Origin of the sequence: Streptomyces sp. NPDC008139 (assembly GCF_042957025.1) — a bacterium.
Taxonomy (GTDB): Bacteria; Actinomycetota; Actinomycetes; order Streptomycetales; family Streptomycetaceae; genus Actinacidiphila.
On record NZ_JBIBHM010000010.1, the window covers coordinates 148,717 to 165,724 of the forward strand.

The window sequence follows — 17,008 nt, forward strand, 5'->3', positions numbered from 1 at the left end:
ACTGAGTCCCCGAGGCGACGGCCCTGCCGGCTCGGTGGAGCCGGAACGGTCAACGCCTACGACGTCGCGGTGGTGCGCACTCCCGGCAATCGGGCGCGACGTCGAAAACCGCGGGCGCGTCCCGCGTGTCCCCCCACGTTCTGTGAATCGGTTACGGAGGCTCTGCGATGAGCACAAAGGCCATACCCCCACCCCCGCCCGGCACCCGACGACGGCTCAGCCGTGTCCATCGGGCCCTCGTCGCCGTCGCGACCGGCTCGGTCGTGGCCGCCACAGCGGTCCTGGTGGCGGCGGCTCCCTCGGGCGCCGCCGCGACGTCCCTCGGCGCGGCAGCCGCGCAGAGCGGGCGGTACTTCGGCACCGCCATTTCCTCGGGCAAGCTCGGCGACTCGGCCTATACGACGATCGCCGACCGCGAGTTCAACATGGTGACGGCCGAGAACGAGATGAAGATCGACGCAACCGAGCCCCAGCAGGGCCAGTTCAACTTCAACGGCGGCGATCAGGTCTACAACTGGGCCGTACAACACGGCAAGCAGGTACGCGGCCACACCTTGGCCTGGCACAGCCAGCAGCCGGGTTGGATGCAGTCCCTCAGCGGCAGCGCGCTGCGCCAGGCGATGATCAACCACATCAACGGCGTGGTAGGTCACTACAAGGGCAAACTCGCCCAGTGGGACGTGGTGAACGAGGCGTTCGCCGACGGCGGTTCCGGTGGACGTCGCGACTCCAACCTCCAGCGCACCGGCAACGACTGGATCGAGGTCGCCTTCCGGACGGCGCGGGCGGCCGATCCGAACGTGAAGCTCTGTTACAACGACTACAACATCGAGAACTGGAACGACGCCAAGACACAGGGCGTCTACAACATGGTCAAGGACTTCAAGGCCCGCGGCGTTCCGATCGACTGCGTCGGCTTCCAGTCCCACTTCAACAGCGGCAGCCCGTACAACAGCAACTTCCGTACCACTCTCCAGAGCTTCGCCGCTCTCGGCGTCGACGTGGCCATCACCGAGCTGGACGTCCAGGGCGCGTCGCCGACCACGTACGCCAGCATCACCAACGACTGCCTGGCAGTCTCGCGATGCCTCGGCATGACGGTATGGGGCGTCCGGGACAGCGACTCGTGGCGCAGCCAGGACACGCCGTTGCTGTTCGACAACAGCGGCAACAAGAAGGCCGCGTACACAGCCGTCCTGAACGCTCTCAACGCGGCCGGCGGTGGCACGACCACGCCCCCCACCACTCCTCCCACCACGCCCCCGACCACTCCTCCCACGACCCCGCCGGGCGGCGGGGGCAACGGTCAGATCAAGGGGACGGGTTCGGGGCGGTGCCTGGATGTGCCCAACTCCACGACGACCGACGGCACGCAGGTCCAGTTGTGGGACTGCAGCGGCGGCAGCAACCAGAAGTGGACCTTGACGTCGGACGGCGAACTCAAATCCCTCGGCAAGTGCCTGGACGCGGCAGGCACCAGCAACGGCGTGAAGGCGCAGATCTACTCCTGCTGGGGCGGTGCCAACCAGAAGTGGCGCCTGAACTCCGACGGCTCCATCGCCAGCACTCAGTCGGGACTCTGCCTGGACGCGGTCGGCACCGGGACCGCCAACGGCACCCAGATCCAGATGTACTCCTGCTCCGGCGGCAGCAACCAGAAATGGACATGGGCCGGCAACTGACCGCGCCCCACTTCATCCGATGAGGTGAGGGACGTCTTCCGGTGCCGCGGGGCCGCGCCGGAAGACGTCCCGTCGTGTGGAGAGACCGGGGCCCGCGCGGTGCCCAGAGCGCGGTCGCCGAAGGGGCCATTCGTGATCCGCCGGACACGCCCTAGACCCGGTGGCGGCGCCTGTCGCGCGGATCCGGGCGCGATCAGGTAGTCAGGAACGGTGGACAAGGACGCGACCGACCCCTTCGTGCATGTCCGGGGCGCCAGTGAGAACAATCTGCGGAACATCGATGTCGACGTTCCGCGGGACGCGATGGTCGCCTTCACCGGCGTCTCAGGTTCGGGCAAGTCCTCGCTCGCGTTCGGCACCCTCTACGCGGAGGCCCAGAGGCGCTACTTCGAGTCCGTGGCACCGTACGCCCGAAGGCTGTTGCAGCAGGTCGGCGCTCCGCATGTGCAGGAAATCACCGGACTGCCACCGGCCGTCGCCCTGCAGCAGCGACGCGGCTCGCCCAGTTCGCGCTCGACGGTCGGCACCATCACGACGCTGTCCAATCTGCTGCGCATGCTGTACTCCCGCGCCGGCACCTACCCGCCGGGGGCCGCACGGCTGGAGGCCGAGTCGTTCTCACCCAACACCGCGGCAGGCGCCTGCCCGCAGTGCCACGGACTGGGCGTCGTGCACGACGTCGCCGAGGACCTGCTGGTCCCGGATCCCTCGCTGAGCATCCGCGAGGGGGCGATCGCCGCCTGGCCGGGCGCCTGGCAGGGCGCCAACCTGCGCAGTGTCGTGAGCGGCCTGGGGATCGACATCGACCGACCGTGGCGCAGGCTCAGGAAGAAGGACCGGGACTGGCTGCTGTACACGGACGAGCAGCCCTCCGTGTACATCCAGCCGCAGGAGGACCGCGTCGACTACGGCTATCAGGGCACGTTCTGGAGCGCCCGCAAGCACGTCATGCACGTCCTCGCCGACTCCAAGAGCGACAAGATGCGCGAACGGGCGCTCCGGTTCGTCAGGAGTGTGCCCTGCCCGGAGTGCCATGGCAGCGGGCTGCGGCCCGAGGCACTCGCGGTGACCTTCGCCGGACGTTCCATCGCCGAGATCAACGCGATGCCGCTCACCGAGGTCGTGACGCTGCTGCGGCCCGTCGCGGGGCGGTCCGAGGCCGACGCCAGCACGTCGACCGCCCGGTCCGGGGAGACGACCGAGGTCGCGGTCCGGATCTGCGGCGACCTGGTCGCGCGGATCGACGTACTGCTCGACCTGGGCCTGGGATATCTCAGCCTCGGGCGCCGTTCGACGACCCTGTCGCCCGGCGAGGCGCAGCGCCTGCGGATCGCCACCCAACTGCGCTCGGGGCTGTTCGGCGTCGTCTACGTCCTCGACGAACCCTCCGCGGGGCTGCACCCGGCCGACGCGGAACCGCTGCTGGACGTGCTGGACCGCCTCAAGGCGGCGGGCAATTCGCTGTTCGTCGTGGAGCACGACATGGACGTCGTGCGACGGGCGGACTGGGTGGTCGACATCGGCCCCGGCGCGGGCGAGGGCGGCGGACGCGTGCTGTACAGCGGCCCGGTCGCCGGTCTTGAGCGGGTCACGGAGTCGGCCACCAGCCAGTACCTGTTCGGACGCGCCCAGCCGCTCGAACACCGCCCGCGCACACCGCACGGCTGGCTGCGCCTGAGCGGCGTCTCACGCCACAATCTGCGCGATGTGTCGGTCGACGTACCGCTGTGCGTGCTGACGGCGGTGACGGGCGTGTCCGGTTCCGGGAAGTCGACGCTGGTGACGCAGGTGCTCGCCGAGGTCGTCCGCGGCCACCTCGGGCTCGTACCCGAGGAGCCCGACGAGGCGGAGCTGGAGGTCGACGTCCAGGACGCGTCGGGGGTCGAGTCGTTCGACCGGCTGGTCCGGGTCGACCAGCGGCCCATCGGCCGGACTCCCCGGTCCAACCTGGCCACGTACACGGGGATGTTCGACGCGGTGCGCAGGCTGTACGCGGGGACGGACGAGGCCAGGGCGCGCGGTTACTCGGCCGGGCGGTTCTCCTTCAACGTGCCCGAAGGGCGGTGCGAGACCTGCCAGGGCGAAGGATTCGTCGCGGTGGAACTGCTGTTCCTGCCCGGCACCTACGCGCCATGCCCGACCTGCCGGGGCGCCCGCTACAACGCCGAGACGCTGGAAGTCACCTACCGGGGCAAGAACATCGCGCAAGTGCTGGGAATGTCCGTCGACGACGCCGCCGGGTTCCTGTCCGCCGTCCCGGCCGCCTCCCGCAGTCTGGAGACGTTGCGCGAGGTGGGACTCGGGTACCTGCGACTGGGGCAGCCCGCGACGGAACTCAGCGGTGGTGAGGCGCAACGCATCAAGCTGGCCACCGAATTGCAGCGGGCCCGCCGCGGGCACGCGCTCTACCTGCTCGACGAGCCGACGGCGGGGCTGCACCCCTCGGACATCGCGCTGCTGCTACGACAGCTGCACCGGCTCGTTGACGCCGGCAACACGGTCGTCCTCGTCGAACACGACCTCGACACGATCGCCACCGCCGACTGGGTCATCGACCTCGGACCGGGCGGCGGCGACGCGGGCGGGCAGGTGGTCGCGGCGGGCCCGCCGGACAAGGTGGCGAAGGCCCGCCGCAGCGCCACCGCGCCCTACCTCGCGGCCCGGCTCGCGGCCCCTGACGCCGGCGCGAAGCGCTGACCACCGGCGCTTCAGCCGCGTCGCTCGTCGGGGCGTGCGAGCCGGGTCAGGGAGGCGACGACCAGGGCTTGCACGCCGGTGTCCAAGGTGGGCTGGAGGACCGGGGCGAAGCGGGCGCTGTGGTTGACGGGGATGTCCTGGGCGACGGTGCCGCGCAGCTCGGCCGCACGGTAGGCGTCGGGGTCGGTGCATCCGATGCCCCAGTAGGTGTACGGGGTGCCGAAGGCGTCCGGGATGCGGCTGAAGTCCTCGCTGGCGCTCTGCAACGCGCTGGTACGGGCCCGCTCGCCGAAGTAGGCGGTGAAGGCGGCGGAGACTTCCGCGGTGACGGCCTCGTCGTTGATGGTCGGCGGGAAACGGCCGCCCTCTTCGTACTGCGGGTCCCGGGTCGCGCGGGAGGCGTCGCACTCGGCTTTGACGATGCGCCGCACGGCGGCCAGGACGGCTTCACGGGTGTCTTCGTCGTAGGTGCGCACGTTGAGCTGGATCTCGGCCGTGTCCGGGATCACGTTGCCGGTCGTACCAGCGTGGACGGAACCCACGGTCAGCACGGCGGGCTCGGTCGCGGCCAGCTCTCGGGAGACGATCGTCTGAAGGCGGACCACGATCATCGATGCCATGACCACCGGGTCGATCGCGGCCTGGGGAGCGGAGCCGTGGGCGCCCCTGCCGTGGACGGTGATCTTCAGATTGTCCGCCGCCGAGAGGAACGACCCGGAGCGGGTGCCCAGAGTCCCGGCGGGATAGGGCAGTACGTGCTGGGCGAACGCCACGTCCGGGCGGGGGACGCGGTCGGCGAGACCGTCGGCGAGCATGCGGTCGGCGCCGTCCCCGGGTTCTTCCGCGGGCTGGAACAGGGCGACGAGCGTGCCCTGCCACGACGTCGGGGAGGCCGCCATCAGCCTGGCCGCGCCCAGCAGACAGGTGACGTGCATGTCGTGGCCGCAGGCGTGGGCCACGGGTACGTCCCGGCCGGACGCGTCCGTGGCGGTGGCCGTGCTGGCGTACGGAAGACCGGTGTCCTCCCGGACCGGCAGCGCGTCCATGTCGGCCCGCAGCAGGACGACCGGCCCGTCGCCGTTGGCGAGTACACCGACCACGCCGGTGCCGCCGACACCCGCGTGCACCCTGTAGCCCCACTCGGTCAGGCACTCGGCCACCCGGGCCGCGGTCCTGTGCTCCTGGTGGCCCAGCTCGGGATGGGCGTGCAGGTCCCGGTAGGCGTCCTCCAGCTCGGAACGGATTTCCGGCAGTCCGGCCAGGACGACGTCCGCGGGAGCCGCCGTACCGGTGGAATCGTCGATCGCCACAGCCGCCAGCTCCTTGCCGATGGGGGTTGCCCGGATGGTCGACCTGGTGGTTGACCAGCTCGATGACCCGACGTTAACCCGGTCCCTGCCGTGCTGCCTGACCTGGCATTCGTGATCACCGCTGCCGGGTGAGCCGGAGCCGCCCGCCGCTCGCGTACCCACACCTGCCGCCTTCCGCCTTCCGCGGGCGCACCACGACGCGCGGACGGCCGTATACGCACTCGTCGGCTCGGCGTCGATCAGCCCGTGAGCGGGCGGGAAGGGCCGTGATCGAGCGGGCGGGGCCACGACCTGCGTGCGAAAATGGCCCTGCGATCGCGCCGCGGTGCCCGAGCCCCCGCGATCCACGATGTCGCGGCATCCCTTCTGCCGACCCCATCGACGTACTGGGAGGCTCTCGGTGAGCGAACGTCGCAGTGGATGGCCGACGCTGGTCTACGAGGACATGGCGTCCATGGTCGGATACGTCAACCGGCTGGTGCAGATCGCGGGCAAGTACACCCTGGACGAGCCCTTCGAAGTCGGCTGGGGAAACGTCGTCCTCGACATCACTCCCCGCGGGCTCAGGACGCCGACGTTCCGGCGGCGGGGAGTGACCTTCGCGGTGCACTACCGCCTGCTCGACGGTGACGTGGTCGTCGAGGCCGACGCGGGCTCGCGGACGGTGCCCTTGTCGAACGGATCAGTCGCCGCGTTCTACACCGCGTTCCGCGACGCGGCGGCCGAGCTGGGCATACACCCGCCGCGTACCTCGCTGATCTGCGAGATTCCGGATTGCGAGCCGACCTTCGAGGACGATCACGTCGAACGGGCCTGGGATCCCGGCGTCGCCCGGCTGATGTGGCAAGCGTTGAACCTCGCCGCCGGCGGGCTCGAAACGTGGCAGGCGCCCTTCCTCGGGCACCGCCCCCGGGTGGGGGTGATGTGGGGCGGCTTCGACCTGTCCGCGACGCGGCATCGTGCGCAGCCCACCGAGCCGCCGCCCGACCGTCCGGCGTTCATGCAGAACGCCCAGCTCCGGGAGTACGTGGCGGTGGGATTCTCCTTCGGGGACGCCACAGCGCCCAGCGCCGGTATGTACGCCTACATCTGGCCTCAGCCGGACGGCCTCGACGGCCGGCCCTGGGGTGTCGACGGGGCGGTCTGGAATCCCGACGCCGGTCTGGTTCTCCTGCCGTGGGACAAGCTCGGGGAGACGGCCGACCCGCACCAGGCCATCGTGACGTTTGGTGACGCCGTCTACGACGCCGCCGTCGAGCTGTCGGGCTGGCCGGCCGAGCTCATCGGGCCCCGCGTCGACGGCTGGTACATGAGCCGGACGCGGCCGGACGCCGTCCGGGTCCAGCGCCCCTGAACCGAGCTGGCTCGGCCGACGCGGGCCCGGCTAGCCCTTCGCGGCGGACACGAGGGGGACACCTCAGGATTCGGGAATGATCTTGATCGCGCTGGACCACTTCAGTCCGAGCCGGTCCTGCAGGGTCATGTGCAGGAACTGGAACGCCTCCAGTTCCTGGGCGCGGCGCAGCGGTCCGGCGTCGATGGGGCGCAGGCCGCCGCTCGTGACGAATTCGGTGACGTTAGCCCGCGCGTCGTCGTCGTCCGTGGCGATGAACACGTCCAGAGGCTGCCCGGCCACTTCGCCGGCCACCAGCGTGGTCGCGAAGGTCGTGTTGAACGCCTTGACGAAGCGGGCCTGCGGCGCCTCGGCCGCGACCAGGGTCACGGCGGCCACGCCGGGCGGGGTGACGAGCGAGTCGAAGGTGGAGAAGTCGACGGGGTTGCAGATGTCCACGACGACCTTGCCCGCGAGGGCCTGGGCGTGTTCACGGGCCACCGTCTTCGCCGCCTCGAACGGCAGGGCGAGCACCGTGATGTCCGCGCCGTCCAGCGCGTCGAAGTCCGCGCCGCTCGCGTCCGCGCCGAGGTCGGCGGCAAGGGCGTCCGCCTTGGCCCGGTTACTGTCCACGAGACGGACCCGGTGGCCGCCCGCGAGGGCGCGGGTGGCGATGCCGCGGGCCATGTTGCCCGCACCGACGATCGTGATCTGCATGGCTGACTCCTTCTTCCGTCAAGGCCGGCGGGGTCGGGACCGAGCGCCCCGAGAGGGGTATACGGTCGGCGCACGGCGGCCGGCACCGCCGGCACCGGCCACGGCCAAGGAAATGCCGCGCTGCTCCGGTCCCGCCATGGGGCGTCGCCCTCCGAAAAGGCCAGTTCAGGACGGTTCCCGAGAACGTCAGCGACTCTGCCATCCTGCGGGAGGCGACGGATGCCCGCATCCGGAGCGGTGACCCGAGGCAAGCTTCCCGCGCTGCGTCCTCGCGAAGTCCGAGAGAGGTCAGGCGGTGATGCTCGCGCTGTCGCCGGCGGTGACGGCGAACGAGGCGCCGCTGACCATCCGGGCTTCTTCCGAGGCGAGGAAGACGACGACCGGTGCGACGTCAGCGGGTTCGATCCACGGCACCCCGAGCGGGCTCTTGGTAGTGAGCAGGTCCTTGGCGGTCGCCTCGTCCCGGTGGGGGTCTTCGTCCGGTTGACCCCCGGCATTGCTGATCGCTTGGGCGTAGCGGTCTTCGTGTCTGGTCAGATGCGTGTCGATCAGTCCGGGGATGAGAGCGTTGACAGTAATTCCATGCGACCCCAGTTCGAGGGCGGCGGACTTCACCAGCCCGATGAGCGCCCATTTGGAGGCCGAGTAGGCGGATCCGTTCAACGTGCCGTGCTGGCCCTGGGTCGAAGAAGTGACGATGATCCGGCCCGCGCCACGGCGCACCAGCAGGGGCGCGAAGACCCGCAGGATGTTCGCGGTGCCGTTGAGATTCACGTCGATCTGATCGTGCCAGTCTGCGTCGTTCATCTCCAGAAGGGGCTTGAACGCCTGGATCCCGGCGTTGGCGAAGACGATGTCCACGCCTCCGAACTCGTGCTCGATCTGGCTGGCGGCGGCGTGGATCGCGCCGATGTCACGCTGGTCGGCTTCGACAGCGAGCCACCTGCCGCCGGCCTGGCGCACCAAGTCGCCCGTGAGCGCGAGATCCTGGGCGGTCGCGGGAGGATAGTCCAGGATCGGGCTGACCGGCCCCGCGATGTCGATTCCCGCGACCCAATTGCCCTCGCGCGCGAGGGCAAGCGCCGCCTGTCGGCCAATGCCCCTGGCCGCGCCGGTCACCACCGCGATCCTCGGCCCGGTGTGCCCGCTCGAAGACTGGTCCGTCATAGCCACTCCTGATCTCGGGCCCGAGCCCACTTGTCCGGCGGTGGTCCCAGTCTCGTACCGTGAGCGCCCTCCGGCGAGCGCGGCACGACGGCCGTGGGCGGCGCACACCTGCGGAACCCGTCCTCGATCAGGCTCGGCCCCGGACCTGGCGCGCACAGCCACAGTGCGAACGAGTGACCGCGCCGTGCCCGGTGACAGTGGCCGAGGCAGCCCCCGCGCGCCCCCTGCCCCCGCCCGTCCCGGGCACGACCGCATACGCTCACTCGGTGGTGCCACTTTCTCCCGATCCCTTTACGGGAAATCCCCTTGGTGTCCCCTCCTGAAATCTTCAGGGCGCCTCACCCGGACAATCGTGACAGCGCATCCGGCCCGGTGCGGCGTACTGCGGGGAATCATTCTTGTGGCGCGGTGCCGTCAACCGAGCCGACGGCGGCAGACCATTTTCGCCTTTGCGCGATCGGCCGGGTCAGTGGAATATCCGGTCGCCTCGTGGAATGGTATGCGGGGCAAATCAGTGAGGACGTGATGGTGAATTCAGTGACGGCGCTGTGGAAACCTCCGAGCGGAGTCTTCGGCGACACAGTGCTCCGTGGCGGCGGGCCGGTGTTGCCACTGACCGATCCGACTCACGGGGGCCGTCTTCCCGGTAGGAACGCCGCCAGCGCCCTCAGGCGGCTGCACGCGCCGCATCCTGAAGACGTCACGACCCCGGAGGCCAACCCGCGGTCGGTGTCGCACCACTGGGACAGCTTGGCCCCCAGCAACGCCGGAACACGATGACCGCGCCGGAGAAGGGCACGCAAGTGCCCCGTCCGAACTGCGCGCACCCCGCCCGTACCTTGAGCGAACGCTGGGCCCGTCGCCGGGCGTCGGCCTACCGCGACTGACTCGCGGGGAGTCGCGCAATGGCCGGGTTCTGGATCGCGGTGGGCATCGTGGTGCTCGGGGTGGGGCTGGTCGACCTGTTCCTGACGTCGTTGAACTACGACGAGGCCGGGTTTCTCGCGACCCCGCTGTGTGCCCTGCAGTGGCGGGTCATGCGGCAGGCCACCCGCCGGATGCCGCGCCGGTGGCGGCCCGCCGCGCTGCGGCAGGCCACCGGGCTGCAGATCGCGGTGTGCCTGCTGACCTGGCTGGTGTGCGTCGTGCTCGGGTTCGGATTCATCTACTACGGCCTGACCCCGGGCAACGGCTTCAGCTACGACGGACGGGGGCTGGGATCGGGCATTTTCAGCGCCCTCTACCTCTCCGCCGCACAGCTGGCCACCGTGGGCACCTCCCAGGTCACGCCGGAGACCGACGTACTGCGCACGCTGACCGTCCTGGAGACGCTGAGCGGGCTGGTCCTGGTCACCTTGGCCCTCACCTTCCTGCTGGGCGTCTACCAGGTGGTACGTGACCTGTCGGCGCTGTCGTCGAAGCTGTACAACACATCCGACGCAGAAGACCCGGCCGCCGGCCTGGCCCCGTACTTCCCACAAGGGCAGGCCACCGGACTCGACGGCTGCCTGCAGGACCTGCGTGACAGCTTCGCCTCCTACACCGACGGCCTGCGCCTGCATCATGTCGCCTACTACTTCCAGAGCGGACGCGATCACTTCTCACTGCCCTACGCGCTGGACAGACTCGGCGGCATCATCGCCGCACTGCGCTGGGGCCTGCCTGCCGACCATCCGGCCACGCGGCAGCCGCTGCTCACCCCGCTGACGCTGCACTTCACCCGATTCGCCGACTACCTGCACCATCAGCTGCGCTGGCGGAGCACCGACGTGCCCGAGGTCGTGGAGTTCGACGTGTTCGCGGCCGCGTACCCCGACGGCAGGTCGGCGGACCGTTGGGTGAGCCGCTTCCTGCGGGTGGACCGCACGATGGCCGGAATCGCCGCCCTCGACGGTTCCGAGGACGCGCACCGCGCCTACCAGCGCTACCAGCAATGGCTGCCGTTCGCGTTCCGGGCACAGCAGGTGGCGGACGCGGTCGGTCACGACCTGGACTACCAACCCCTGCTACCGGCCCGGCGTGAGAAAGCACCGCCGCGGCCCGGCCACACCGACGCGGCCCGGCCGTTCCGGCACCGGCTGCGCACCGCCGCGTATCTGCGGGTGGCGGTGCCCGACCCCGGGTTGACCCGGCTGGCCGGCGGCGCCCGCGCCCTGCTCGCCGTGGCCACCGCCATCGCCACCATGTACGGCCTGCTGACCGGCGTCGGCCACGCCGCCGCGCTCCCGGTGGCGATGTTCGGCGGGATGGTCGCGATGCAATCCGCGACCATGGCGCGGGACGCCACCGTCGGCGGGCGCCGACTGACCACCAGCCTGATGGTCCTGCCCGCAGTGGCCGGCGTCGCGATCGGCGCGGCCGCCGATCCGGTACCCATGGCAGCGGGCGGCGCGCTCGTCGGCGTCGTCTTCTGCGGGGTGTGGGTCCGCCGGTTCGGTGCCCGCTTCGCCGCGCTCGGGCAGCTGGGATTCATGGCGTGCTACTTCGCGCTGCTGCTGCGGCTGTCCCTGTCGCAACTGCCGTGGCTGGCCGTGTCCGCCGCGGTCGGCACGATCTGGGCCTGCCTCGCCCGCTTCGTGCTGATCCCCGAGCGTCCGGCACGGGTGCTGCGCCGCGGGCTGGACGCCTTCTCGGCCCGGTTGCTCGGCGTGCTCGACCCGCTCATCGACGCGGTGTCGGCAGCCCGCTGGGATCCCGACATCACCCGCCAGGTAGCCACCCGCCTTCGCCAGCTGCACAGGTGCGGGAGATTCCTGGAGGGCCAGTTGCGCGTCGCCGAGACCGTCGATGCGGCGCGGCAGCCCGGCGAACTGCGGCTGCGGCTGTTCGACGTCGAACTCGCCGCCGGACACCTCGCCCAGCAGGCCGGACGCTTCGCCCGGACCGGCACCGCGGTGCCCATCGTGATCCGGGCCCGCATGGCCGGCATGCTCACCGAGACACAACAACACCTGCGCAAGGTCGCTCACCGCCACCGTGTGCCCGGGCGCGCGTCGGGAACCGGTGTCCCCGACGTCGGCGGCACACCGATGTCCGCCCGATCGAGCCTGCCGACGGACGCCCGCCGTCTCCAGGACGCCGTCGAGGAACTGCTCGCGGCCTTCACCCGCGCCGGTGACCTGCGGACCGCCGTGTTGGCCGACCCCAGCGCGACCCGCGAGGAGGTGACCACCGACTCCGCCGCCGCCCCCGAGCCGTCGCCCGCCAATCCGGCCGACCGCCCCCGGTGGAGTCTCACCACGCGCCAGGCCATCCAGGCGGCCGTGGCAACCGGTCTGGCCCTACTGGCCGGCGCGGCCCTCTCCTCCGCTCGCCAATACTGGGCGGCCATCGCCGCATTCGTCGTCTTCGGCGGCACCGACACCTCCGGCCACGCCATCGTCAAGGGCCTGCAACGTATCGCCGGAACCCTGCTCGGCGCGATCGTGGGGTTCGGCATCGCCCAGCTCACCGGTGCGGCCCCGGCCGTGGTGCTGCCCCTGGTCGCGGTGTGCCTCTTCGCCGCCATGTTCACCGCGGCCATTTCCTACACCCAGATGGTCTTCTGGATGACCATGCTCCTCGCGCTGCTCTACGAATACCTCGGCACGCTCAGCACTCAGGCGATCGGACTGCGGGTCGCGGAAACCCTCGTCGGCGCCGTCATCGGGTTGGTGACCGCGACGTTCCTCCTGCCCACCCGGACCCGGGAAAGACTCACCGCCGACCTGCTGGCCCTGCTGCACACCATCGGCGGCATCACCCAGACCGCGCTCACCGAGACACCCGACCAGCACGCCCTCCACCACCAGACCGACACCATGAACCAGAATCTGCGCAGCCTCCACCGGACCGCCGCACCACTCCGCCAGGCCGCCGGCGCCCTGCACCGCGACGGCATCGAACGTCAACTCACCGCCATGTCCGCACTCGCCTACTACGCCCGGCACCTCACCAGCCCCCGCACCATGCCAGCCACCACCGCGCCCCTGGACAAGCTGGCCGGCCTCACCGACGACAATGTGCACGCATTCGCCCAGGCCATCAGCGGCCGGCCACCCGCCGACACCCATGACCCGACAGCGATCCTGCCCCGAACGGACGACCCCGCCGACGCGGACCCCCTCGTGCGCGACACCGTACGCATCAACCAGATCCTCACCACCCTCACCGCCGACATCACCCCCGGCGAACCAGAAACAGACCCCCAGCAGGAGTGAAGCACTCCAACGGCGGTCACGGTCTCCGCCGCCCCACGCACGCGAGTGTCCCGTCGACGTCGCCGATGCCGATGCTGATGCTGATGCTGATGCTGAGCAGGATCCCGCGGCGCCTTAGCCGTACGGGTCCGCCTTGGCCACCAGCCCGAGGCCGGTGTCGCCGACGCGCAAGACGAGGTAGGAGGCCGGGCCGTCCGCTCCACCGGCCAGTGGACTCGCTGGCGCGCGGCGCTGGCAGCGCGGTTCGGCGATCGAGCAGGAGGAACTCTTGAAGGAGGTGCAGGCCCCCGCACGCGCTTGATGCGCACGCGGGCGGCGGACCGAAGTGTCAGTGGTGACCGTGGGCTGTGTCGGACGCTCCGCCGAACAGGCGGCCCACGGCCCGGAACGGCAGGGCCACGACCGTGGCGACAGCGCTGCCGATCTTCCCGAGTACATCTGCGATGGCCTTGAACATGGCTCACCCTCCTTCGGTACGCGGCGCGGTTGTCCGGCACCGCGTGTGGAGCCTCACCTGGTCCCCTACCCAGATAGCGGCCACCCATGGGCTCCCCCGCTTGTGCCCGTGGGAACTGTCGGCGCGACCGTGTAGAACGGCGGCCGCGGGGCATCCGGATGCGTACGCCACTGTCCCAGGTGAGGCTGTGAGTGCGTACGAGTTGTCACCGAGGGAGGCCACCACACATGCGGAGCACCACGCGGCAGGACGGGCCCGCCACCGCTCCACCGGCGACCGCTCCTGGTCCGGCGGCCCACGACACGGCGGCGGGTCTCCCCGTCGCGGCGGCGGCCCGGGAGTCGGCGGAGCGGTTCGCGGAACTGGTGGCCGCTCTGGCGTCGGGAGCGCTGGACTGCCCGTTGCCGGGCTCGGGTCGTACGGCGGAGCGCTTCGGCGTCCTCACCTCGGTGGCCGAGCGGGATCTGTGCGCGGCCCGGCTCTTCGAAGGACACGTGGACGCGGCGGCGATCCTGGCCGAACTGGACGCGCCGCCGCCCCGGCCGGGAGAGCGGTGGGGCGTGTGGGCGGCCGAACCGCCGGGCGAAGGACTGCACGCCACCCGTGACCGCGACGGCTGGGTGCTGACCGGGCTCAAGCAGTACTGCTCGGGAGCCCACAGCTGCACCCACGCCCTGGTCACCGCGGCGACGGAGCGGGGAAAGCGGCTGTTCGCGGTACGGACGGGGGTGGCCGACGGGTGCCGCCCGGTGCCGGGCACCTGGCAGGCCGTCGGGATGGCCGGGAGCGACACCCCTGACGTGCGCTTCGACCATGTGCCCGGTGTGCCGGTCGGCGACGTCGGCGGCTATCTGAAGCGGCCGGGGTTCCAGCACGGCGGTATCGGCGTGGCCGCCTGCTGGTACGGCGGGGCCCGCGCCGTCGCCGACGTTCTGCTGCGCGCCGCCGCCGATCGCGGCCCCGACCCGCACACCGACGCGCATATGGGCGCGGTCGACATGCTGCTCCATGCCGCGGCGGCCGTACTGAAGCAGGCCGCAGAGGAGATCGACGGCGATCCGTCCGATATCGGCGGCACCGCGCGGATGCGAAGCCTGCGCACCCGCGCGTTCGTCGAGTCCGTGTGCGCGGACGTCCTCACCCACGTGGGACGGGCCACCGGCGCCGGTCCGCTGTGCCATGACGAACGCCACGCCCGGAACACCGCTGACCTGACCGTGTACATCCGCCAACACCACGCCGAGCGCAACCTCGCCGAACTGGGCGGCCTCGCCGCCCGCAAGGAGCCGTCGTGAGCGAGCAACCAGGCCCGTCCCCCGCATACGCCAACCCCATCCAGGCGCCGGGCACCGACGAGGCGCTCTGGCGGGACTGGGACGGCTGGCGCGCACTTCCCGAGCTGCGGCTGCCCGAGGCGGGCAGGGTGGTCGTGGTGGCCGCGCATCCCGATGACGAAGTGCTGGGCGCCGGCGGGACGATGGCGATGCTGGCGGACGCGGGGACCGCCCTCACCGTGGTCTCCGTCACCGACGGGGAACAGTCGCACGCCGACAGCAAAGCCGTCACGCCCCGGCAGCTGACACAGCTGCGCGCCGAAGAACTCCGCCAGGCCCTCGCGGCGTTGGGCACGCGCGCGGCCCACGTCGTCCGGCTGCAAGTGCCGGACACCCGGGTGGCCTTCCACGAGGACGAGATCGTCAAGGCACTCGTCCCGGTGCTGGAGGGCGCCGCGTTGTGCCTCGCGCCGTGGATCGGCGACGTGCACGGTGACCATGAAGCCGCAGGACGGGCCGCGCTCGCCGCCGCCGCGCAGGCGTCCGTGCCCTGCCTGATGTATCCCGTGTGGATGTGGCACTGGGCCCGTCCCGGCGACCCGCGTGTCCCGTGGCCCTCCGCGCACCGGGTCACCCTGCCCGCGGACGTCCAGGCCCGCAAGCGCGCTGCCGTCGCCCGTTTCGCCACCCAGGTCGAGCCCATCGGCCCCGCGCCGGAGGACGCCGCGGTCCTGCCGCCCGACGAGGTGGCCCACCACCTCCGCGCGCACGAGGTGATGTTCCAGTGAGCCGGACGAGCGCGGCGAGTACGCCCGCCGCCTACTTCGAGACGATGTACGGCGGGGGCGAGGACCCCTGGCACCTCGCCGAACGCTGGTACGAGCAGCGCAAGTATGACATCACCGTGGCCGCGCTCCCCCTGCCGCGCTACCGCCGGGCCTTCGAACCCGCTTGCTCGGTGGGTGAGTTGACTCGCCGACTGGCGACCCGTTGCGACGAGGTACTCGCCTGCGACCGGGTCGCGTCGGCCGTGGCGACCACTCGGCAACGTACCGCCGGAGCAGAGAATGTGACGGTACGTCAGCTCACGCTGCCCGACGAGTGGCCGGACGGATCCTTCGATCTGATCGTGCTGTCCGAAGTGCTCTATTACTTCGCCGCTCGCGATCTCGACAGACTTCTGGACCGGGCACGGACGGCGTTGGAGCCCGGCGGGAGTCTCGTCACCGTGCATTGGAACCACCCGGTGCCCGAACACCTGTGGACGGGCACCGAGATCGCGGACCGCGTGACCGGCCTGCCCGGACTGTCACTGCTCGCCGAGCACCGCGAGGCCGACTTCGTCCTCCAGGTCCACGGCCGTGATCTGGCCGACGGGAGCAGCCCGCCCGGTCCCGCCGAGCGCGAGGGTCTGGTGTGAGGGTCGAGGCCATCGCAGTCGTCATCCCGGCGCACAACGAGGAGGCGCTCCTGCCCGCCGCGCTGGAGGCGCTCGCGGCTGCCGCGCGCCACCCCGCACTCGCCGCCGTGCGGATTCGCACGGTCGTCGTCGCGGACTCCTGCCGTGACGGCACGGCCCTGATCGCGCACCGGGCCGGAGCCCTCGTGGTGCCGGTCGGCTTCCGCAGTCCGGGCCGGGCGCGCGCCACGGGCGCCGAGCACGCGCTGGCGGAGATCGCCGTCCCGCACGAGCGGGTGTGGATCGCCACCACCGACGCCGACAGCGTCGTACCCCCGCACTGGCTGGCACACCACAGCGCTCTCGCCCGTGACGGGTGGGACGCGGTGGTCGGCACCGTGACCGTGCCGACGGCGACCGCCCTCACCGCCCGCCACCAGCTCAGCTACGAAGCCACCCGTCCGGCCGACGGCGCCCACTGGCACCACCCCCATATCCACGGCGCCAACCTGGGCCTGAGCGTCAGCGCCTACCGCGATGTGGGCGGGTTCCCGCCGCTCGACGTCGGCGAGGACCACGCACTGGTCGCCGCGCTGGTCGGCCGCGGTCATCGCGTCCTGCGCACCTCGGCCGCCCCTGTCATGACCTCGCCCCGTCTGCACGGCCGCGCCCGCGGCGGCTTCGCGGACTTCCTCGCCGCGCAGGCCGAACACACCGCCCGCAGCGAACCGGCGAGCTGACCCGGCGACGTATCGGCCAAGGGGTACGTGGAA

12 protein-coding genes are annotated in these 17,008 nt (G+C 71.1%); 8 read left to right on the forward strand and 4 right to left on the reverse strand.

All coding sequences use genetic code 11. The features are described 5' to 3' along the window. Positions 1-167: 167 nt before the first annotated feature. Together ACFZBB_RS22530 and uvrA are read left to right on the forward strand one after the other, a co-directional pair. The gene (locus tag ACFZBB_RS22530; RefSeq protein WP_391125107.1) at positions 168-1,682 is read left to right on the forward strand and encodes an endo-1,4-beta-xylanase; all 1,515 of its coding nucleotides are present in this window, start codon (positions 168-170) and stop codon (positions 1,680-1,682) included. A 210-nt stretch (positions 1,683-1,892) separates the two neighbouring features. Beyond that, positions 1,893-4,379: an excinuclease ABC subunit UvrA gene (gene uvrA / locus ACFZBB_RS22535; protein WP_391125110.1), complete on the forward strand. Its 2,487-nt coding sequence runs from the start codon at positions 1,893-1,895 to the stop codon at positions 4,377-4,379. 11 nt (positions 4,380-4,390) lie between these two features. Here the strand turns inward: uvrA and ACFZBB_RS22540 are convergent, their stop codons facing one another. Next, positions 4,391-5,689, reverse strand: coding sequence for an amidohydrolase (locus ACFZBB_RS22540; protein WP_391125113.1), 1,299 nt, complete (start codon positions 5,687-5,689; stop codon positions 4,391-4,393). A gap of 400 nt (positions 5,690-6,089) precedes the next feature. On the opposite strand from ACFZBB_RS22540, the gene ACFZBB_RS22545 reads away from it, so the two are divergent. Continuing rightward, positions 6,090-7,043 (forward strand): DUF5996 family protein, encoded by a 954-nt coding sequence (locus ACFZBB_RS22545; RefSeq protein ID WP_391125116.1) that lies wholly within the window; start codon positions 6,090-6,092, stop codon positions 7,041-7,043. Between the two features lie 63 nt (positions 7,044-7,106). Here ACFZBB_RS22545 and ACFZBB_RS22550 read toward each other — a convergent pair whose 3' ends face one another. Both ACFZBB_RS22550 and ACFZBB_RS22555 read right to left on the reverse strand, forming a co-directional pair. Beyond that, positions 7,107-7,739 (reverse strand): NAD(P)-binding domain-containing protein, encoded by a 633-nt coding sequence (locus tag ACFZBB_RS22550; protein ID WP_391125119.1) that lies wholly within the window; start codon positions 7,737-7,739, stop codon positions 7,107-7,109. 288 nt (positions 7,740-8,027) lie between these two features. Then, positions 8,028-8,906 (reverse strand): SDR family NAD(P)-dependent oxidoreductase, encoded by an 879-nt coding sequence (locus ACFZBB_RS22555; protein ID WP_391125122.1) that lies wholly within the window; start codon positions 8,904-8,906, stop codon positions 8,028-8,030. Between the two features lie 905 nt (positions 8,907-9,811). On the opposite strand from ACFZBB_RS22555, the gene ACFZBB_RS22560 reads away from it, so the two are divergent. After that, a complete protein-coding gene (locus tag ACFZBB_RS22560; RefSeq protein ID WP_391125125.1) occupies positions 9,812-13,105 on the forward strand; it encodes an FUSC family protein in 3,294 nt (1,097 codons plus the stop codon). Between the two features lie 328 nt (positions 13,106-13,433). On the opposite strand, the gene ACFZBB_RS22565 is transcribed toward ACFZBB_RS22560, so the two are convergent. Further along, complete coding sequence (locus ACFZBB_RS22565; protein ID WP_391125128.1) at positions 13,434-13,562, reverse strand: LPFR motif small protein; 129 nt, start codon at positions 13,560-13,562, stop codon at positions 13,434-13,436. A gap of 227 nt (positions 13,563-13,789) precedes the next feature. On the opposite strand from ACFZBB_RS22565, the gene ACFZBB_RS22570 reads away from it, so the two are divergent. From ACFZBB_RS22570 to ACFZBB_RS22585, 4 genes are read left to right on the forward strand one after another with little or no spacing between them, the layout of a single operon-like run. After that, positions 13,790-14,857 carry an acyl-CoA dehydrogenase gene (locus tag ACFZBB_RS22570; RefSeq protein WP_391125130.1) on the forward strand — a complete coding sequence of 356 codons (1,068 nt, stop codon included), beginning with the start codon at positions 13,790-13,792 and terminating at the stop codon, positions 14,855-14,857. Further along, entirely contained in the window at positions 14,854-15,624 is a 771-nt protein-coding gene (locus ACFZBB_RS22575; protein WP_391125133.1) for a PIG-L family deacetylase, read from the forward strand. Before ACFZBB_RS22570 ends, ACFZBB_RS22575 begins: the two co-directional genes overlap by 4 nt. A 44-nt stretch (positions 15,625-15,668) precedes the next feature. After that, positions 15,669-16,256, forward strand: a complete 588-nt coding sequence (locus ACFZBB_RS22580) for a methyltransferase domain-containing protein (protein ID WP_391125651.1) — start codon at positions 15,669-15,671, stop codon at positions 16,254-16,256. After that, positions 16,253-16,975 (forward strand): glycosyltransferase, encoded by a 723-nt coding sequence (locus tag ACFZBB_RS22585; protein WP_391125136.1) that lies wholly within the window; start codon positions 16,253-16,255, stop codon positions 16,973-16,975. Before ACFZBB_RS22580 ends, ACFZBB_RS22585 begins: the two co-directional genes overlap by 4 nt. The last annotated feature ends 33 nt before the right edge of the window (positions 16,976-17,008 follow it).